This window comes from Stieleria mannarensis, from assembly GCF_014154935.1.
In the GTDB taxonomy this organism is placed as follows: Bacteria; Planctomycetota; Planctomycetia; order Pirellulales; family Pirellulaceae; genus Stieleria; species Stieleria mannarensis.
In genome coordinates this window covers 37,793-56,479 of sequence record NZ_JACEHH010000058.1, presented here as the reverse complement: position 1 = coordinate 56,479, position 18,687 = coordinate 37,793, and the positions used below count along the sequence as shown (strand labels likewise).

At 57.4% G+C, this 18,687-nt stretch carries 18 protein-coding genes; 14 read left to right on the top strand and 4 right to left on the bottom strand.

The features are described 5' to 3' along the window. Positions 1–298: 298 nt before the first annotated feature. On the bottom strand, positions 299–898 hold the full coding sequence (locus tag H1B37_RS27935) for a metallophosphoesterase family protein (protein WP_182870572.1): 600 nt from the start codon (positions 896–898) through the stop codon (positions 299–301). A 272-nt stretch (positions 899–1,170) separates the two neighbouring features. Between H1B37_RS27935 and H1B37_RS27930 the strand changes: the two genes are divergently transcribed. The 6 genes from H1B37_RS27930 to H1B37_RS27905 all read left to right on the top strand — a co-directional run bounded on the left by H1B37_RS27930 (position 1,171) and on the right by H1B37_RS27905 (position 6,560). Continuing rightward, positions 1,171–1,953 carry an ECF-type sigma factor gene (locus tag H1B37_RS27930; protein ID WP_182870571.1) on the top strand — a complete coding sequence of 261 codons (783 nt, stop codon included), beginning with the start codon at positions 1,171–1,173 and terminating at the stop codon, positions 1,951–1,953. 145 nt (positions 1,954–2,098) lie between these two features. Then, complete coding sequence (locus H1B37_RS27925; RefSeq protein WP_182870570.1) at positions 2,099–3,196, top strand: PQQ-like beta-propeller repeat protein; 1,098 nt, start codon at positions 2,099–2,101, stop codon at positions 3,194–3,196. Positions 3,197–3,329: 133 nt separating this feature from the next. Then, the gene (locus tag H1B37_RS27920) at positions 3,330–4,661 is read left to right on the top strand and encodes a PQQ-binding-like beta-propeller repeat protein (RefSeq protein WP_182870569.1); all 1,332 of its coding nucleotides are present in this window, start codon (positions 3,330–3,332) and stop codon (positions 4,659–4,661) included. A gap of 449 nt (positions 4,662–5,110) precedes the next feature. Then, positions 5,111–5,659, top strand: coding sequence for a carboxymuconolactone decarboxylase family protein (locus H1B37_RS27915; protein ID WP_436298945.1), 549 nt, complete (start codon positions 5,111–5,113; stop codon positions 5,657–5,659). Between the two features lie 78 nt (positions 5,660–5,737). Next, positions 5,738–6,307 carry an RNA polymerase sigma factor gene (locus H1B37_RS27910; protein ID WP_182870568.1) on the top strand — a complete coding sequence of 190 codons (570 nt, stop codon included), beginning with the start codon at positions 5,738–5,740 and terminating at the stop codon, positions 6,305–6,307. 10 nt (positions 6,308–6,317) lie between these two features. Next, entirely contained in the window at positions 6,318–6,560 is a 243-nt protein-coding gene (locus H1B37_RS27905) for an anti-sigma factor (protein WP_182870567.1), read from the top strand. A gap of 310 nt (positions 6,561–6,870) precedes the next feature. Here H1B37_RS27905 and H1B37_RS27900 read toward each other — a convergent pair whose 3' ends face one another. Continuing rightward, on the bottom strand, positions 6,871–7,314 hold the full coding sequence (locus H1B37_RS27900) for an acetyltransferase (RefSeq protein WP_182870566.1): 444 nt from the start codon (positions 7,312–7,314) through the stop codon (positions 6,871–6,873). 191 nt (positions 7,315–7,505) lie between these two features. Here H1B37_RS27900 and H1B37_RS27895 point away from each other — a divergent pair, with 191 nt between their 5' ends. Further along, positions 7,506–8,222 carry a DJ-1/PfpI family protein gene (locus H1B37_RS27895; RefSeq protein ID WP_353620941.1) on the top strand — a complete coding sequence of 239 codons (717 nt, stop codon included), beginning with the start codon at positions 7,506–7,508 and terminating at the stop codon, positions 8,220–8,222. A gap of 17 nt (positions 8,223–8,239) precedes the next feature. On the opposite strand, the gene pdxR is transcribed toward H1B37_RS27895, so the two are convergent. Continuing rightward, positions 8,240–9,721: a MocR-like pyridoxine biosynthesis transcription factor PdxR gene (pdxR, locus tag H1B37_RS27890; RefSeq protein WP_182870565.1), complete on the bottom strand. Its 1,482-nt coding sequence runs from the start codon at positions 9,719–9,721 to the stop codon at positions 8,240–8,242. Positions 9,722–9,832: 111 nt separating this feature from the next. Here pdxR and H1B37_RS27885 point away from each other — a divergent pair, with 111 nt between their 5' ends. The 3 genes from H1B37_RS27885 (at position 9,833) to H1B37_RS27875 (ending at position 13,606) form a co-directional block, all read left to right on the top strand. Continuing rightward, positions 9,833–10,306 carry a carboxymuconolactone decarboxylase family protein gene (locus H1B37_RS27885; protein ID WP_182870564.1) on the top strand — a complete coding sequence of 158 codons (474 nt, stop codon included), beginning with the start codon at positions 9,833–9,835 and terminating at the stop codon, positions 10,304–10,306. A gap of 276 nt (positions 10,307–10,582) precedes the next feature. Further along, positions 10,583–12,193: a sialidase family protein gene (locus H1B37_RS27880; RefSeq protein ID WP_182870563.1), complete on the top strand. Its 1,611-nt coding sequence runs from the start codon at positions 10,583–10,585 to the stop codon at positions 12,191–12,193. A 120-nt stretch (positions 12,194–12,313) separates the two neighbouring features. Then, on the top strand, positions 12,314–13,606 hold the full coding sequence (locus tag H1B37_RS27875; RefSeq protein WP_286178278.1) for a hypothetical protein: 1,293 nt from the start codon (positions 12,314–12,316) through the stop codon (positions 13,604–13,606). A 257-nt stretch (positions 13,607–13,863) separates the two neighbouring features. Here H1B37_RS27875 and H1B37_RS27870 read toward each other — a convergent pair whose 3' ends face one another. After that, positions 13,864–15,672 (bottom strand): tetratricopeptide repeat protein, encoded by a 1,809-nt coding sequence (locus H1B37_RS27870; RefSeq protein WP_182870562.1) that lies wholly within the window; start codon positions 15,670–15,672, stop codon positions 13,864–13,866. Positions 15,673–15,890: 218 nt separating this feature from the next. Between H1B37_RS27870 and H1B37_RS27865 the strand changes: the two genes are divergently transcribed. The 4 genes from H1B37_RS27865 to H1B37_RS34590 all read left to right on the top strand — a co-directional run bounded on the left by H1B37_RS27865 (position 15,891) and on the right by H1B37_RS34590 (position 18,574). Beyond that, positions 15,891–16,364: a quercetin 2,3-dioxygenase gene (locus tag H1B37_RS27865; protein WP_182870573.1), complete on the top strand. Its 474-nt coding sequence runs from the start codon at positions 15,891–15,893 to the stop codon at positions 16,362–16,364. Between the two features lie 11 nt (positions 16,365–16,375). After that, a complete protein-coding gene (locus H1B37_RS34595; RefSeq protein ID WP_182870561.1) occupies positions 16,376–16,651 on the top strand; it encodes a DUF2256 domain-containing protein in 276 nt (91 codons plus the stop codon). A gap of 116 nt (positions 16,652–16,767) precedes the next feature. After that, on the top strand, positions 16,768–17,769 hold the full coding sequence (locus H1B37_RS27855; RefSeq protein WP_182870560.1) for an OmpA family protein: 1,002 nt from the start codon (positions 16,768–16,770) through the stop codon (positions 17,767–17,769). Between the two features lie 577 nt (positions 17,770–18,346). Further along, positions 18,347–18,574 carry a hypothetical protein gene (locus H1B37_RS34590; protein WP_182870559.1) on the top strand — a complete coding sequence of 76 codons (228 nt, stop codon included), beginning with the start codon at positions 18,347–18,349 and terminating at the stop codon, positions 18,572–18,574. Positions 18,575–18,687 lie beyond the last annotated feature (113 nt).

Genomic DNA, 18,687 nt, shown 5'->3' with positions numbered 1-18,687 from the left:
TTTTGCCTTCATCGTTTTGCCCCCATCGTTTTGCCCCCATCGTTTTGCCCCCATCGTTTTGCCCCCATCGTTTTGCCCCCATCGTTTTGCCCCCATCGTTCTGCCTCATCGTTTTGCCCTCATCGTTCTGCCCTGAATCATTCTGCCTCCCCCTACCGCGCATAATCCCAGCGCGGGCCGCTCGCTTACGCTTCCCGCTGGCATTTTTCCCCCATCGCTTTTCCCTTGTCCTCACCAGTCCCGCAACATCATTCCGCTCTCGGGGACTTCCAGACATGCGGCTTCAATCAGGGGGCAGCTAGAACTCGATCGGAGTGAGCTTGTTTTGCGTGTCGTCCAGCACGGCGGCGAATCCGTTCATCACTGCTTGCATGACGACGAAGTATCGCTGGTCGGGCTCCAGCACCAGCGGACGCTCTCCGCGCCAGTCCAGTTTTCCGGCCGGTGTGGCGGCAAGCCAGCGATGAAAATGCCCGATCAGCATGATTTGGTGGTGGAACCTTCGAAAGCAGCCGCCAACCCAATCGTCGTCCTCCGGTTCGCCAACATAGTATGCCAGAATGTCGCTGGCATCTTCGGTCGGAAAGGTGTGCGAGAACAGCACGTCGCCGATCTCAAGCCTCGGCCGCAGCGTGCCGAAAAATCGCATCGCATTCGTTGAGTACAGTTCCCGCAAATCGTCGTCGGGATCGACGCACAGTCCTAATTCATGGTTTCCCCAGACTCCGACGGCATCACACGATCTCAACAACTCAACCGTCGCATCGGCATGGCTTGATTGATAGATGACATCGCCGAGCACGATGAACTGATCGACGTGTTCCTGTCGAAGCCGCGCGATCGCCTTTTGCAAGTTTTCAACGTCACCGTGGATGTCAGCCAACAGTCCAAGTTTCATTGCGGATTCCCAGGCCGGTATCAATTGTAAAAACGGTGCAGCACGAGTGGAACGACGTCCTTTCGAGGTCGTCGCAGGGAGTCCGACGGACGACCTCCCGGAAGGGCTGTCGTACCCGGCGGAATGAATCTCCCGTGACCGGACCATCCCTGTAGTTTTAGACGATGTACGGCCCAACCATCGGCTGCGAATCGGGGCAGGAGTCAAAACGCAACGCATTTTTGCTAAGATGTATCTAGGACTCCTACCGCTCACTGATAGCAGGTGTTTCGTTGGCGGTCGATGAACAAGAGCACGGCGAGATCACACAACTGTTGCTTGCGCTGGATCGAGGCGATCCGAGCGCCGCCGATGCCCTATTGCCCTTGCTCTACGACGAATTGCGACGTTTGGCGATTTCCAAGATGTCGCGTGAGTCACCTGGGCACACCTTGCAGGCGACCGCACTGGTCAGCGAAGTCTATCTACGCTTGGCGGGCAGCAAAGGCCAACGTTGGAAAAGCCGCGGCCATTTTCTCGCCGCGGCATCGGAAGCCATGCGCCGAATCCTGATCGACAGCGCTCGCAGGAAACGGAGTTTGAAGCGGGGAGGCGATCGAGAACGCGAGGTCCTGGACGACGTCATCGTTGTCAATGACCGGGGCGTCGAGATTGAAGACTTGCTGAGCTTGAACGAGGCGCTCGAAAAACTGGAGGCCAAGGATCCGAAAGTCGCGGCTCTGGTCAGGCTGCGATTCTTCGGCGGGCTGACCGGCCAGCAGGCGGGGGAAGCCCTCGGGATCTCGCACAACACCGCCGATGCTTATTGGGCGTACGCGAAAGGCTGGTTGCGGCTGGCGACCGATGGCGAAAAGTCGCTCTATCTGATCGACCCCGACCCGATGGCATTCAAACCACTGGCGTCAGCAGAGCTGCTCGGGGAAGGCGGCGACAGCAGTGGAATCGCCGGCAGGATCGGTGGACGGACCCAAAACTGGGCGCCGCTGGCTCTTTCCGAAGGCAAACTCCTCATTCGCGATCAAACCGAGTTGAAATGTGTCAAAGTTGCGGAGTAGACTCTCGAATCGATTCATGTGCGCATTGATGGTCCTCGTGTCCACGACCGCTGTCGCTCAGGAGAAGAACGTGACGTCGGCCGAGACTTGGCCGAATTTTCGCGGTTCTGGCGGGCTTGGGAGGGCTACTGCAGCAGATCCGCCCTTGTCGTTCGATGTCGATTCGGGGCAGAACATCCTTTGGAAAGTGACGCTTCCCAAACACGGCATGAGTTCGCCCGTGGTGTGGAATGATCGCATCTTTCTGACCGGCGCTGATCCAGACTCGCGGCAGATCTACTGTCTTGACGTAACTACTGGCGATATCAACTGGACTCACGATGTGAACCGCCTGGAGGGTGAATCCGCTGACGGAACGCTGCCACGCGTCCTCGAAGAGACCGGATACGCCGCGCCGACCCCAACGACCAACGGCCGGTACGTCGCCGCCGTTTTCGCGACGGGCGAACTTGCGTGTGTCGATTGGAACGGGAAACGGTTGTGGGCAAAGCACCTCGGTGTCCCCAAAAACCACTACGGTCACGCCTCTTCTTTGATCAGCGACGGTGACCGTCTGTTCGTTCAATTCGATCATGACGCGGGAGCAAAACTGCTCGCTTTTGATTTTTCCACGGGGAAGCTTCAATGGTCGGTGACCCGCACTCTGATCGCCTGGTCATCACCCATCTTGATCGACAATGCGGGGCGAAACGAATTGGTGCTGGCTAACTCCAACGCGGTCGACGGGTACGATCCGCAAAGCGGCGACATACTGTGGCACGTGGAGTGTCTCGGTGGCGAGGTGGCTCCATCGCCGGCGTTTTCCGATGGCAGAGTGTTTGTTGCCAACGACGGTGAATTTGCGACCGCAATTGACATTCGCGATCGTGACGTCGGTGCCAAAGTCGATTGGCAGTGGGACGAATCCTTGCCAGACACGTCCAGCCCCGTTGCCGACCGGGGCCTCCTGATCTTGCCGACGGCCTTCGGTGTCGTTTCCTGCCTGGACGCAGCGACGGGAACGTTGCGTTGGGAGCACGAGTTCGATGTCGGATTCTCGAGTTCTCCCATCGTTGCCGGAGATCGAGTCTTCCTGGCGGATTTGTCAGGGACGGTCCAGATCTTCAAGCTCAACGCGTCGTTTGAGTTGCTCGGAAAAGGCAACCTCGGCGAACCCATCTATGCGACTCCGGCGCTGGTCGGAAATCGCATCTTCATCCGAAGCCTGCGTCAGCTTTTCTGTATTCAATCCACAAACAACTAGCACTCCAACATTTTTTTTCCAGAGGTAGCGGAACTCGCCAAGAGTTTCGTTTACTCGACGCACCGCCGAAAGTCTTGGCGACTTCCGCTACCGAACCTGTCCGACCAACCTTCTTCTATAAATGATGAATCATATGAATCGAAACAAGGCGATCTTCGCGGTAATCCTCCTGCTTTCCACCAATCTTTGCATCGCCGAAGATTGGCCGCAGTGGCATGGGCCGAATCGTGATGCGATGTCGACCGAAACCGGATTGTTGCAGCAATGGCCGAGCGAGGGGCCGCCGTTGGCGTGGAGGATCGATGGGCTGGGCGGCGGCTACAGCGCTCCATCGATCGACGCCGGCAGAATGTTCGGCCTGAGCAATCGGGGTGACGACGAGGTGGTCTGGGCACTGTCGGAAACCAATGGCAAACAGCTTTGGGTCACGCGACTCGGGCCGGCACAAACCGAGGGCATGCCGCAGGGGCGCGAGGGCGCGGGCTGCTCGCCGACGATCGATGGCGATCTGATGTACGTGATCGGTGCCGGCGGCACGATGGCCTGTCTGCAGGTATCGGACGGAAAGATCATTTGGCAACGGAGCCTGACCGAGGATTTTGGCGGGGTGGTGCCGACGTGGCGATACAACGAGTCACCGCTGGTAGTGGGTAACTTGGTGTTTTGTACGCCCGGCGGGCCCAACGCGACGATGGCGGCGGTCGACAAAAAGACCGGTCAAACCGTGTGGACCAACCAGTTGGTCGCGAGTGCCGGAGAGTCTGAAAGAGAAGCGTCCGCAGGACGTCGCGGACGGGGACGCGGTCGATTCGGCCCGCGATCCGGAGCCGGGTACTCGTCTCCGATCTTGATCGAAGCGGCCGGAATGCGGCAAATCGTTCAACTGACGGCCGACGCCCTCGTTGGAGTCGACCCCGACAGCGGTGAATCTCTCTGGCAGTACAAAGCACCGGCCAACCCGATGGGAATCAACTGTTCGACTCCGATCTTCCGAGACGGCCTGGTATTCGCAGCGTCGGCCTACGGCACCGGAGGCGGCGCCGTGGTGTTGAAAAATGACGCGGCAGGAACGGTCAACGCTGATGAGGTCTATTTCACGCCCAAGATGCAAAACCATCACGGCGGGATGATCGTCATCGACGGTGCGCTGTACGGTGCCAACGGTGGCAACGGAGGCGGTGTGCTGACCTGCTTGGACTTCCAAACCGGCGATGTGCTTTGGCAAGACCGCGATGCAGACAAAGGAGCCCTTTTGCACGCCGACAAACGGCTCTACTTGCGAACCGAAGAAGGTGAGTTGATTCTGATCGAGCCCAACAAGCAGGAGTTCATCCAGCGGGGACGATTTGAACAACCCGATCGCACCGAATCACCCGCCTGGACGCATCCGGTCATTGCCAACGGAAAGCTATACATTCGCGACCAAGACGCCCTGTTCTGCTACGACATCCAGTCGAAGACCTAAACACCCTGAACACGTGTTGGTGTCCAGGCTTTAGGCGATTCCCGGTCACTGCATCGCAGCGACCAGCTCTCAAGGAGGGAAGGAGTGAAGGAGTGAAGGAGTGAAGGAGTAAAGGAGTAAAGGAGTGAAGGAGTGAAGGAGGCAGAATGATGGAAGGCAGATCGTTGACGCGCTGACTGACGGGGGCGCGGTGTGGCTGGATCCGGAGGGATGGAACGGTGGATCAATTGAGACGTGAAATGTGAAATCACCAGAGTGAGCCTTCGTCGTCTGACGACATCATCATTCTGCCCCGAATCATTCTGCCTTCCATTGTTTTGCCCCCATCGTTTTGCCATAAAAGAACACTCGCACCGAGGATTTTCTGGGAATCAAAGTAAGGATCCATGGTCTTGCGGCATCAAACGGGAAACACCCCATTCACAATTGGAGTCACTCCAAGGAGAACCATGATGCCTCGCATTCAACCCGTGAACGCCGAAACTGTCGATTCCGCGACGACCACGCTGCTCGGCGCGGTCGAGAAGAAAATGGGTCGGGTCCCGAACCTGATTGCCACCATGGCGCATTCGCCCGCGGTGGCGAACGCCTATCTCGGTTTCAGTCAATCGCTGTCGACCGGGACGCTTCCCGCTCGATTGCGAGAACAGATTTCGCTCGTCGTCGGCGAAACGAACGGCTGCGATTACTGTGTCGCCGCACACACGGCGCTGGGCAAGGGGGCCGGTCTGTCGGAAAAGGAGACGTGTGACGCCCGCCGTGCCGTCGCGAGCGACGAAAAAGAGGGCGCGGCCTTGGAATTCGCACGCAAGATCGTCGCCGAACGTGGAGTCGTGTCCGATGCCGACGTGCAAAACGTTCGTGCGGCCGGCTACACGGACGGCCAGATCAATGAAATGGTGGCCAATGTGGCGTTGAACATCTTCACCAACTATTTCAATCACGTCGCGGAAACGGAGGTGGACTTCCCCGCCGCGCCGGAACTGGCAACCGTATAATCGACTGAGTTGCTTCGCGATCGACACGAAGGGGATGGCTGCGACATGGGCCGGGACAATGACCGCTGGGTCGAGGACTTGAAAGCAGGTGACGAATCGGCGATCGCTGATCTTCGTGACGCTTTGCGACGCAATCTTCGCAAGGCACTGTCGCCCCATCCCCGTGCGGATGAATCGTTTCTGGAAGATGCCGTCCAGGATTCGATCCTGCGAATCATCCAGCGCGTTAACCAGTTTCAGGGACGCAGCCGGTTCCTGACCTGGGCGACGTCCATTGCCATCCATGTTGCGATGGGTGAGTTGCGGCGGAAACGTTGGCAGGACGTTTCGCTCGATGATGTCATTTCAGATGCCACTGGCTCGCCGAACTTTGCCATCGACCGGCAGGCAACACCCGATGCCGAACTGGAACGAAAGTCACTTCGTGCGCTCATGGAGCGAGTCATTGAAGAAGAGCTTACGGAAAAACAGAGAACGGCGCTTCGGGCGGAGTTGAAAGGAATGCCACAAGCGGAAATCGCCCGTCACCTCGGCAGCAACCGAAATGCCATGTACAAGCTGACCCATGATGCTCGGAAGAAGTTAAAAGCAGGGCTAGAAGCCGCCGGATACACTGCCACCGATGTCGCAACCATGGTGACGCGTTGAGGACCGAAACATGCCACTATCCAAACAAGAAATCGATGATCTGCTACGCTTGGTCGGCCTCACCGAGAGGACAGAAATTAACTGCGAGCAATGTCTCGCGTTGGTTGCAGAGTTTGCCGAGCAAAAGTTGACCGGCAAATCGATCCATGAAGGATTGGTCGCCGTCGAGCAGCATTTGACCGTATGCTCCGAATGCCGAGAGGAATACGAGGCGCTACGTCGAACCCTGAACGACAAGTCATTTGCTGATTGATTGTTAACGATTACTCGTTTGAAGGATAAACATGATAGGGGAGACGAAGAGAAGGAGGCAGAATGCCCCGGATCATTCTGCCTCCTCCCTACCGCGCACGATCCCAGCGTGTGCCGCTCGCTTACCGGCCTGTTGATTTAGTCGAAATGAAACAGCTAACGATTAGCCGAGGGGCGCTAGCCCCGGTTTTGCGGCGGCGAGAACCGCGGCTAGCGCCGTGCGGCTGATTAGATCAATAGGCCGTTACGCTTCCCGCTGGCATTTTACTCTTATCGTTTTGCCACAGGAATCCACATTGTCCGAGTCTGAATCATGGATCCTCGCTCAGTGTCATGTGCAACAATGGGTAGGGTTTGCCTTGGCCGTCCAGCGGTGATCGCCCCGTGACGCGGAACCTCATGCGTTTGTAAAAGCCGACGGCTTGCTCGTTTTGCTCGTTGACGTCAACCCTTGTTGCTCCCTGCTGCCCGATCGCTTCCTCGGTCAACAGCCGTCCGATCCCAGAGCCTCTCGCCTGCGGGGCGACGAACAGCATCTCGATGTTCCCTTCATGCACGCCGCAAAAACCGCGGATCTCGCCGGCATCGGACTTCGCGCATCGCAGGTCGACCGCGTCAAAGTACTGGTCCAAGATCATCGGTCGGAGCCTTTCGATGTCGCCTTCCTGCAGAAAGTCATGCGTGGCTCTCACAGACGCCTCCCAGATTTGGATCAGCGTTGAATAGTCATCCTGGGTCGCTTGCTCGACTCTCATGTCGTCCTACTTCCTTTGCACTGAATGTCTTGAAATTCTTCTTGGCCCACAAAAGTGGCCCTGGCGTTCTTCGCAATTGTGGCTCTGGTGCAGGGCCACCCTGATCCTAGAATTGCGGTCGAGTGTCCCGCCCACAAAAACTTCGTCGAACAGGTGAAATTGTGAAACAACTCTTAGCAAATTTTGTTTTAGTGATCGCCACCCTTTGCACAAGCCACGTCGCCAGCGCCCAGCAGGCGACAATCACCGCACCGGAAACTTGCACCATCAACGTCAAAGACAGTGTCAGTCGGTCGACGTTCGACGCGTCGCTGCCGACGATCGGCGTCCTGCTATTTGACAGCGTCTTGATGACGGAAGTGACCGCGCCGATCGATGTGTTTTCCAAGCCTGACAAAAACGGGAAAACACTCTTCAACGTCGTCACCGTCGCCCGGGCCCTCCAGCCGGTTTCGATGGAAAGCGGGCTGCGAGTCGTACCGGATTATTCGTTTGACGATTGCCCCGAATTGAACGTTCTGGTGGTGTCCAGCTCCTATGAAATGGAATCGGTGGTGGCTTCCGCCGAGATCGTGGACTTTGTCAGATCCAAAGGCAAAACGACGGACTTTATGGTCAGCAACTGCGCGGGTGCCCACTTGATTGGCGCAGCCGGCGTCGCCGATGGCCGCAAAATCGTCACCTACATCGGCGGAGGCAATCTGCTTCAAGACACCTATCCGAAGCTCGCGGTCCAAGATGACAGCCGCGTGAGCTTCGTGAAAGACGGCAAAATGATCTCGTCCAACGGCAACCTCGCCAGTTACATCTCCGCGTTAGAGTTGCTGCAAGAGATGACGAGCCGGCAGCATCGCAACTTCGTCGAATCGCATCTGTATCTGGACCGATTGAAGAACTACAACCGCTGAGACGACACTGTGGGGGCTCACTTTTGCAGCTCTTTCCCCCAACGACGGACCGTTCGACGGATCGATTCTTTGTCGAACGCGGCAAAGCCCAAGATCATGCCAGGTGCGTCCCCGTTTCGTGAATACATGCTGACCGGGTGAAATTCAACTTTCGCTCGGTTGGCGGCTGCGATGAGCTTGGTTTCGGTCGCTTTCGTGACACCGCGCGCCACCAGGTGCATCCCCGACTCAAGTTGATCCACCTGCACGTACCCGGCGAGGTGTTTGTCGAGCGACTCGAGAAGGACTGATTGCCGTTCGCAGTACAACGCTCGCATCCGGCGAATGTGCTTCACGAAGTTTCCGGACTCGATGAATCGGTGCAGCACCATTTGAACAAGCGGCGGTGACGCACGGTCCTGCAAAAAGCGAGCGTAGGCGAAGGTCTTCGCCAGGGCCGTCGGCACGATCAAGAATCCCAATCGGATCGCCGGATAGAGCATCTTGCTGAACGACCCCATGTAGATCGTACGTCCCGAAGAATCGAGACTGCTGAGCGAAGCATGGGGACGTCCGGCATAGCGAAACTCACCGTTATAGTCGTCTTCGACAATCCAACTATTGTCCCGCTGTGCCGTCGCAATCAGTTCCAGCCTACGATTCAAGCTCATCGTCATGCCCATCGGCCATTGGCCACCGGGTGTCACAAAGATCAGTTTGGGCGATGCGGTGTTTTTTGGAACTCGTGACAAGTCGATCCCCTGGGAATCCAGCGGCAACGGTATCAGGCGTGCCCCCGCGATTTCCAGCAACCGATTGGCCGGCGCGTTCCCCGGATCTTCCACCCAAACCGTCTCGTTCCGCTCCAACAACAACTGCGAAATCAACGTCACCGCCTGCTGCGATCCGGAGCTGATCACGACCTGGTCTGCGTGGCATGAAAGCCCTCGCGAAACCGCCATGTACTGGGCAATCGATTCCCGCAGCGGTTGATAGCCTTGCGGATCGCCAAGGCATAGATGGCGGCTAGACCACCGAGCCTGTTCGTTGCGGAAACGATTCCAGATTTCGAGCGGAAACTCATCGATCGCTGGCAAGTGGGGAGTGAACGCTTTCGGTGCCGCCGTCATCGTCGGCGTCCAGCGAGCCTCTTCGCAGAACTCCCGGCCCAAGGGTGATAGACCTTCCGTGGAATCCATTTGCGGCGTCTTCGGGTTCGTTGTGGCATCGAATTCGAACGCTTGTGGCGGCATTTTGGCGACGCGAGTTCCACTGCCGCGAACCGATACCAAATACCCCTCGGAAATCAACTGTTCATAGGCGGCCAGTACCGTATTGCGAGAGACGCCGATGGCGGTCGCAAGGTTGCGGCTGGAGGGCACGCGGTCTTCGGGATGCAAGACTCGGTCGGCGATGGCCTGCCGCAGATGATGCTCCAATTGTTGGTAGACCGGCGTCGCAGATTCGGGAATCAACTGAATGGACTCGAACTCGAACTGCTCGTTTCTGCGCCGCGACATGACTTCCCCAAAGTGGTCCCAACAAATTGCCGTAAAGTGGCCCTTTGCCGGTGCCACCGGGATTCTATGATTCTACTTCGAAACGTCGTTCTATGACCATCGGAGAATGAAATGCGAGCAGATTACTTTCAATTGGTTTCCAAAGAAATCCGGCAGCTGTCCGGCGTCGAGGCGACGATGTCGGGCTACCCGATGGGGCAGCGATTGCTGGAACTGGTGAAGCTGCGGGTGTCACAAATCAACGGCTGTGCCTTCTGTGTCCGTTTGCACACACAACAATTGCGACTGCTTGGCGAATCCGATCAGCGGATCGATTTGATCAGCGTTTGGGAGGAAGCCCCGTGCTACACCGATCGCGAACGAACGGCGTTTCGTTGGGCGGAAGCGTTGACCCGACTTTCCAACGGAGAAGGTGTTGACGAAGAACTCTATGAAACCGCGGCCCGAGAGTTCAGCGAGGAAGGGATTTGCCAGCTGAGCATGGTGGTGGCCATGATCAACACTTGGAATCGGTTGGCCGTCCCATTTCAAACGGCCCCTCGGTATATCGACGCCTTTTTCAAGAAACCCACCGCAGCGGTCTAGCCCCAAACGATCAAGTCGAGGAACTCGCCACGAGTTTCGTCCGTATCACATTTTGCACCAGCCCGACGCGCTAGCGAGTGAACCTCGAGAAATACTTGACATCAATCTCCATCGACACGCCAAAAGCGGGCGCTCACTCGCTTGCGCGTCGGGCTTGTCTTTGTAAAAGCGTGAGTGAGGGGCACAGCGCAGCGATGGCATGCGCACGCAAGAGTGGCGTCATGTTAAACTGGGCCCCCGATGACTCGCTGACTCCAACGGAACTTGTGTCCCACCATGCCGACCCCCACGCCGCGAACTCGCACCTTCGTTCCATTCTTCGTGTGGTTATGTACCGGCGTCGCCTGCGTCGCAGCCGACGGACTGGTCAATCCAACCGATGCAACGCCCCACACGGTTCAAGAAACGGGTTCTAGCGTCAAAGAGGGAACGCCGATTTTCTTGACGGCCAACGACCTATCGATCGCGACGGGAAAGCCTTCGCTGGTGACCATGTCCAGTGGGTCCACGCATGTTCCCGTGTGGTCCTTGTCCGGGGGCACCACGGGGCAGTCTGTCGCCGGAATCGTCAACGGTCTGCCCAGCGAGTGCGTCGCGGTGAGGGTCGAGATTGTGGTCACGACGACGGACGGTACGACCAGCCCCGAGTTCCAGGATCTCTACCGCGTCCATTTGTCTCAGTTGGTCGATGACGCCCCGTTCACGGACCGGTACGCACTAGGAAAACCGGTGCAAACCAAGCTCCCCGCCGCACCGTTTCATAGCCGGACGATCGTGCTGGAGACGTTTTACCAAGTGGTTCCCGAAGCTCCGTTGTGGCTGAGGATTCAGCGTGAACCGGGGCTCCCCGGCGACACGTTCACACGGCCCACTGGCCTGGCGGTCGTGAAGGTGACACCCTTGATGACCAACCCTCCGGAAGCGCACGTCGTGCAGGACGTGGCCGGCTATAACTCCTGGCCGATGATCCAGGCCATCGGAGAAAAGCTCGTCTGCACTTACAGCAGGGGTTCAGCACACTCGATCGCCGAAGACGCCCGCGCCGTCTACGCTCGCACCTCCACCGACAGCGGCAAAACGTGGACCGAGGAAACGGTGGTTGCCGACACACCCGGATATGGAGAGGTCACCGTCGGAAAAGGTCTGGATTCCAGCGGAGCGATGTTGTTGTGGGTGCGCCGCATCGGAAAGGACTGGAACCACGACCTTTACCGCAGCACGGACGGGCGGACGTTCACGCTCCTGGCCACACCCAAACTGGACGTTCAACCGATGCAGATCACCGACGTGTTCTCCGTCCCCGGCGTCGGACTGATGTCGCTGTGGTTCGCGGGAAAATACAATGACCAGCCCGTTCATTCGTGGGGCATGATGACCAGCAGCGACGATGGCGTCACTTGGAAACAGACCACCATCGAATCCGAATTGACGAAACAGGATTGGCCGACCGAACCCGCCGCCGTCTACCTGGGCCAAGGGCGGATCCTTGCCATCGCGCGAACCGAAACCGGCCCTTCTCAATTCCAAATGGTGTCCACCGATTATGGCGCAACCTGGACCCGCGAGCGAACCAACATCGGCGACATCGCGGCCTCCACCCCCAGCCTGATCCTGGATCCCGAAACCGGATTGCTGAGCAACTATTACTACGAACGTGGCCGAGGCCTCCTTCGCCGCCGCGTCGTCGATCCGGAGCACATCTTCGAACATCCACAAAACTGGCCCGCGTCGGAGATCGTGACCCTCGCCAGTCCGGTGATGTGGGACTCGGGAAACGCAAACGCCACCGTGATCGGGAACGTACACTACGTGTCGTTCTATTCCGGCAAGGCGCCAAACACGTCCGTGCTCGTTTCCGAAGTCCGGGCGCCGACCGATCAGCATTAGCCTTCCGCAGTTTCGGCAATCCTCAACGTAACATCCCCTTCCTCTTTCCGACGACGCGGAGAATCCCGCATGAAATCGATCATCCTCTTGTCGGCAACAATCTTCGCAATTCCAATCTCAATGACGCCTCTTTGCGCAGATGACGCTGCCGCAACTACGGAAGAAACGAAGGCCGAAGCCGCGCCCGCTTGGCAGAGCAAGGCGGTTGAATACGCGCGAATCATGTCGCGGGTGAAGTGGACGCCGGTGGCCGAAGACATGCCCAAGCGGGGTGGGCATTTCACAGCCGGAAAACAATACACCGGAGTTCCCTACTCCAGCGTCAAGCATGTTGGCCGCTACATCGGGTTTGATATTTTTCTGAAGACTTTCCTTGCCGCGGTGGAGAATCCGAAGAGCGTCCTCTATACCGAGAATCTCTACGGCAAGGTCAAGAATGCCGAGTGCTACTACGGCAAGGTCTGCTCCTCCTACACCAGCTACGCACTGCAGTGCGGAATCTGGTATGTCAGCAAGGTGCATGGCCCTCGGTTTCGTGAAGGCGTCTCGACGGTCCAGCCGCAGTCTGCCCGGGCGGCGCGCCCCGGCGATATCATCTATACGCCGCCGGCCAAGAAAAACGGCGGCTCGCATGTCGAGCTGGTCACCGAAGTCATCCGAAACGAAGATGGCGATGTGACTCATGTCCGGGTCGAAGAAAGTCGGCCGCAAACGACCAGCAACACGTTACGAGATGCAGCGGACTTTGATAAACACCTGGCTTCCAGAAATCGCGAGCTGTACCGCATCACTGATCTGGACGCCTGGCGCGGAGGCAACCGAGCGGACGCGTTTCTATTCCCCAACTACGGAGACGACTCGGCAACTCCCAAGATTAATCGTGTCCTGCTCCTCGATCGCGGCGACTGGGTTCCCTACGCAAAGGGACAACCGGTCAAAATCAATCTGATGGACCGTGACAAGCAAGGGATTCGAACACTCGTGATCAAGAGAGGCGAAACAACCATCGAAACGATCAAGCGTCCTGGTTACGGCGTCATCGAACGTACGTTCGACACCTGTGGCGACTACACGGCGCACTGCGTGATGAACGATGGATCGAAAAGCCAAGCCTGTGAGTTTTCCGTCTGTGAACTCGATTTTCGCCTACCGCAGCAACCTGTCGAGCGAGCGAAGCCTTGGACGATCGATCTGACGTCCGACAACCTGAAGCCGATCGTTCTCTACTTCAAAAACTCGTCCGATGGATATGACGAGCACAACATCTTTCTCACCGAAGAAGACCGCAAGTCAGCCACGGTGACCATTCCAGCCAGTGTGACGCAAAACGCGAAAAAGATGCAGGTCTGGTTGATCGGAGAAAACCGGTACGGCCGATTGAAGAAGCGGTACGATGTCCAAGTTTCCGACTGAGTGCCCGACATTCGCATCCGCTCTTTGTGCAACCTGTAACCAGCGACCGACCTCAGCCCTCTGCATCGAACTCTATTTGGAAAAGTATGGATCCAGGCTGGCCTTTAACTTTTCAATCGACGCCAGCGGAATGGTGGTGAAGATAGACGAGCGGTGGGGGGACTTCAGGAAAAACGTGACCGCTTTTCCGATACATCGTGTGCACCCAACGGCCGCCAAGGACCATCCAGGGCTGTTTCGCTCTCGGCCACCTCGCATTACTTGTCGAGTGCTCGCAGCTTTGCGTTTGCTCGAATGGCTTCCGCCATCGAACGTCCGTTGGTTGCTTGCAAGATTTTGATGGCGTCCGGATAAATGACAAAAAACTCGTCTTTGGCGTTCTCCCCGTGTCCGATCACCATCACTCGCCACAACCGGTGTTTGGCCAGCACCTTTTGAACCTTCGCCACTGCCGCTGGCAGGATGCTGGGTAGATCGTCCGAGGGATGAATCTCAATCTTCTGTGTTCGATCAAAAAATTTGTCGTCGTAAACAAAGAAGTCGTGTTCGCCTTCCGTGGCGGGGAATCCATTAACACTGCCATGTTCCCACAAGGCGGACACGAGTTCCGAACGCACTTGCGAAAATTCTTCCAGAGTGAGTTTCGGCAACTGTTCGATCTCTTGCCAGACTTCGACCCTGTGGTTTTGCAAACCGGCCCTCGAAACGTTGTACGCTCCGAGGGACTCGCGTTCCGGTCTTCGCTTTCCAGAAAGCCTGAATTCCAGCGGCGGCTTCACTGCGATGAGGTCATCAATCATAGCAGGGCTACCCTCTCGGCTTTCGTCATGCGGCGTTTCGGTCGCGACCGAAGGTTTTGGTAGCGTCTCACGCGTGGTCATGCCATACAAGGTGCCTGACGATAACCGGATCCTTGACACCGGACGGCGAAGGCTATTGAAGACAGTGTCAGCAACGTCTGTCTTATTCGCTGCCCCCAGCCCACGACCGAACGCGTTTAGCAAGCCAAGACTTGGCGGAACAGTGCGTAGGTATTCACTCAGCTTCAGCAGTTCGGCCTCGGACATCACTTGAGCGATGGTTTCAAAGCGGTCACCCGCCGCAAGACCGAGGTACACTTTGAAACGCCGATCGAAATCGGCTTGTTCTCCATCGAAGAGTGTCTTCAGAGCATCCGCAAAGAGGTCACTCGCCATTTCAGCATCGCCCGACTGAGCGCAAATCATTCCCAGTGACAAAAGAGCCGAACACCGGTCAGGGACGTCCAAGTCCTGCACCAGATCAATTGCGTCGTCGATCGCCTGCGTGAATGCGGCTCGGTCCTCACGATGGGCGGCAATGCGAGCATGACATTCGAATTTCAACAACGCCGCCTCCTGCTCCGAGAAGCCGCCGAAACGCGATTTCAGTTGGCGTGCAGCCGCGATCGTCTTTTCAACATAGTCCGGGTCGCTTGGACGCCTTGTTTGCCGCACCCGTTCCATCCGTTGCCGAATGTCCTCTCGAATCTCTTTGTCCGTCACCCTCGCGTACTGATCCACGACATCCTTGTAGCGGTGGGCTTCGAGTAGTTCATTGATGACGTTCTTCCTTGCCCGATCTCTTTCGGTGAAATCTTCGATCTGATCAATAAGTTGGACACTTATCTCATAGTCGCCCCGTTGCGCCTGACGGATCGCGATGAGGGACCGAGCACGTTTTACCAATGGCTCATTGGTCAGCGACTTCACGATCTTCTGCGCCTCTTCAACGTGTCCCATCGTCGCTTGGGCATCGGCAACGGCCAGCATCGCGAAGGACAACGACGAGCCCTTGAGTTGCGAACGCAAAAAACGGATCGCCTGCTCCGGCCGTCCCGCAAGACTTAATGCGTAACCCGCCTGTAACATCACAGACTCAAGCTCCTCTTCCGTAACGGAATCGTCTTCGTCGGAAACAGAGTGCAGGCTTCCGACAAGCCGATCGACCCAAACGTCCGTCGACTCATTCTGTGCGAGCGTTGGGATTGAGGGCCACGCGAGAACACCGAGAAACACAACACTCGCTATGACGTTGACGCGACGCATGGAGGGGGATTCAAGAAAGTTCGAAATGTTACGAGCCACGGGCGGAATCATTGAGTGCAAACCACGGGAAATGCCGCATCTTCGGTGGCTCGATTGAACCCGGACCGGAGTCTCCGCTCCGGCGATCGGTACGTCATGCGGTATTTTCCCGGTCGCCCTGGTATCCTACCAGACAGATCGATCGCCTGACTGACCAACGAACCCCAGCGGTGAAAACCATGCAACACCCCGCAATTAGACGAAATCCCGGCGAGGGGCGCAGGATCGGCATTGTCGGCGACGTGTACCGCTTCCTTGCCACCGCGGAAGAGACGGGTGGGAAGTACGCCACGTTTGAGGCGATCGTTCCGCCCGGCAGCGGCCCGCCTCCGCACATCCACTCTCGAGAAGAGGAGTCGTTCCTGGTCCTGGAAGGCGAAATGACGTTCCAGCTGGGCGACCAGAGGTTCACGGCCGGGGAAGGCACGTTCCTGAACATGCCCGTCGGCAGCCTCCATTGCTTCAAGAACGAGTCAAACAAGACCGCACGGCTGCTGATCACGTTGGCACCGGCCGGGATGGAGGCAATGTTTTTCGAGGTGGGGACACCACTCGCCGATGACGCCGACACCGCGCCGCCGCCAAATGAAGACGAGATCAAGAAACTGCTCGCCGCTGCACCCCGCTACGGCCTCGAAATCAGGGTGCCCTGAAAGAAAACGCAATGGCACACAAGAAACCGAACCTGCCTGAGAAAACCTGCGTTGGATGCGGCCGACCGTTTAAATGGCGGAAGAACAAGTGGGATAGTCTTCCAGCCCGTCATGGCGAAAACGACAGGCTGGAAGCCTATCCCACAATCAATCCCCACCACTTATTCTTCCGACGGTCCTTAGCTGCACGGTCCCGGTTGCCGGTTCTGGCAAATTACCGAGTCCCCGTCGCCAAGCCCTCTCGGCCACAAACGAAATTGCTGACGATTTCCTTCCCCGTTCTGTAACGCCCTGCGTACCTGGGTTGGCGGGCGCCCTGCTCGACTTCAGAGCCACCGCCACCCGTTTGGCAAACGCCCGACGGCGAACAACACCAACCTCTTGATAACTGGACGGGAAAACCATGAGTGACGGTATCGTTGACGAGCGGAGCGTGTCCCCTCCGGCAGCCCTCTTGGCCGACTTTGGTTTTGATGATGACAAACTGAAATCGAATCACAAGGCCTGGCTGGAATCCGCCGTGGTCGACCGGATTCGTTCCGTGGCGATGAAGCCGGCGGACGGCTATTGGGAAATCCGCCTCGAAGGAGCGGCCAGCCAAGTCGGCAGCGACGGCTACAACCTGCAATTGTCACAGCGCCGAGCCGATCAGGTGCAGCATTACATTCGGGGTCGGCTCGCCGGGCATCCGCTGACGTTTCGAGTGATCCCCAGGGGCGAGAGCGTGCCGGTCGACCCATCGGTCCAGGACAACGCTTGGGACCGGGCCGTCGCCGTGATCGTCACGAAAAATCGCCTGCCCAAGCCGACAAAGAAGCCGAAAAAACGCAAGCTGCCGCCGACGAAGATCCCCAAGGTTATCCCCCCGATTCCGAAAACCAAATCGTTTTCGGTCCAGGTGATCAGCGGTGAAGCCGAGTCGCTGTTCAGCCTGGCCGCCCCAACCGGTCTGGCCAAAGGTGTGGCAAAACGGATCGCCAAACGCATCGGTGCGAGTACGAAATTTGTCGAGAAGATTCTCAAAAAACTTCCCTTTCCCAACGCACGCTTCGGGCTCCTGGCGTTGGAATTCGAGGTGGAGATCGTCGACAAACTATTCAAAGAATCCGCACGTTACACCATTGAGCACAGTGTCCCCTATTGCAGCGGCGGAATCACGGGAGCACCCAAGCAGTTTGAGATTCTGCGTGGCGACAAGGCGACGTTCACCGACTTGCGAGCCATCGAACCGGACGACTTCGCCGGCGACGCTTTCCTGTCCATTGCCGACGAACGGATCAGTTTTGGAAAACCGGCCAAGGGGCGAGGGTTTCGGCATTCACGCGTGGACCTCGATTTTCGCTGGGATCCACGCAACGTCATTTTCGGGGATGTCGGTGCCGCGGTGGATTTTGAACTCTGCTAGTACTCCAAGTCAGCTTGTTTATCGGGTCGTGGACGAGGCGACGTGGAATACGAGCCAACCTCCCGTCCTGATCGAGAATCGTCAAGACACGCAGACGCAGCCAGACCTCCTCCGCGACCGCAGCACCGATTGAAACCATCAGCCCCCCCAAATTCCCGGTGTCCAAGCGCCGGCAATTCTGGTGGCAGAGACGGCTGAGCGACGAATCGAAGCAACAGCAACGATATCCCCAAAACCAGTCCCACGGGGATAGCCAGCTTGGCATCAAGGACAAGTTTCTTTCCCGATCCCGGCGTTCGATTCAGTAGGTCAGTGACCAAAGGCGAGACAAGTCCGATCGTTTGTCCGAGCATCAAACCGAACGCCGCCAGCGGAATCGTGACGGCACACAAAACGAAAGCACTTGGCCCTAAAGACGAAAAGGAAGTTGCCGTCGTAGGTAGCGGCCACGCTACCGAGTTGGGCGACCAGCGTCAGCCCCACCAACGCAATGAGAGGAAGAATCGTTGGTCGTTTGAATTCGAATGCCGATGCTATGCTCATTTGACTGGTGGTGCTTACGGAGGAATCTAAGGGCTTGGACGATTCGCAAATTGCACATTTATCTTTGCCGCCGATCGAGGTATTTCTACCAAAATCTTCGATCTCCCTACCGTCGCACCTCAACAACAACATTCGCGGCGGGGCACGCAAGCTGTGGCAATTCAACCTGAACCCCGATGGCAGCGTTGACACCGCGATACCGAGGCTGATTGATGACTGGGGGCAACGCCGGGGCCGGATGGCCTTAAGCTCGATACCGTAGGCAGGCTTTACGTTGCCGCCGGACTGAATTCACCGAAGCTGCCATCGGGCACTCCGTCAGAAAGCAAGGATTGAAACGCCCCCTCCCTGACGGAGAGGTCAAGACGACGTCAT

Bases quoted from the DNA above. Each gene is read 5' to 3' on its own strand.
- pdxR (WP_182870565.1), bottom strand. From the start codon at position 9,721: ATGTCGCGGCGCAGAAACGAGCAGTTCGAGTTCGAGTCCATTCAGTTG.
- H1B37_RS27875 (WP_286178278.1), top strand. From the start codon at position 12,314: ATGACGCCTCTTTGCGCAGATGACGCTGCCGCAACTACGGAAGAAACG.
- H1B37_RS27935 (WP_182870572.1), bottom strand. From the start codon at position 898: ATGAAACTTGGACTGTTGGCTGACATCCACGGTGACGTTGAAAACTTG.
- H1B37_RS27900 (WP_182870566.1), bottom strand. From the start codon at position 7,314: ATGAGAGTCGAGCAAGCGACCCAGGATGACTATTCAACGCTGATCCAA.
- H1B37_RS27865 (WP_182870573.1), top strand. From the start codon at position 15,891: ATGCAACACCCCGCAATTAGACGAAATCCCGGCGAGGGGCGCAGGATC.
- H1B37_RS27880 (WP_182870563.1), top strand. From the start codon at position 10,583: ATGCCGACCCCCACGCCGCGAACTCGCACCTTCGTTCCATTCTTCGTG.
- H1B37_RS27915 (WP_436298945.1), top strand. From the start codon at position 5,111: ATGATGCCTCGCATTCAACCCGTGAACGCCGAAACTGTCGATTCCGCG.
- H1B37_RS27855 (WP_182870560.1), top strand. From the start codon at position 16,768: ATGAGTGACGGTATCGTTGACGAGCGGAGCGTGTCCCCTCCGGCAGCC.
- H1B37_RS27920 (WP_182870569.1), top strand. From the start codon at position 3,330: ATGAATCGAAACAAGGCGATCTTCGCGGTAATCCTCCTGCTTTCCACC.
- H1B37_RS27885 (WP_182870564.1), top strand. From the start codon at position 9,833: ATGCGAGCAGATTACTTTCAATTGGTTTCCAAAGAAATCCGGCAGCTG.
- H1B37_RS27905 (WP_182870567.1), top strand. From the start codon at position 6,318: ATGCCACTATCCAAACAAGAAATCGATGATCTGCTACGCTTGGTCGGC.
- H1B37_RS34595 (WP_182870561.1), top strand. From the start codon at position 16,376: ATGGCACACAAGAAACCGAACCTGCCTGAGAAAACCTGCGTTGGATGC.
- H1B37_RS27870 (WP_182870562.1), bottom strand. From the start codon at position 15,672: ATGCGTCGCGTCAACGTCATAGCGAGTGTTGTGTTTCTCGGTGTTCTC.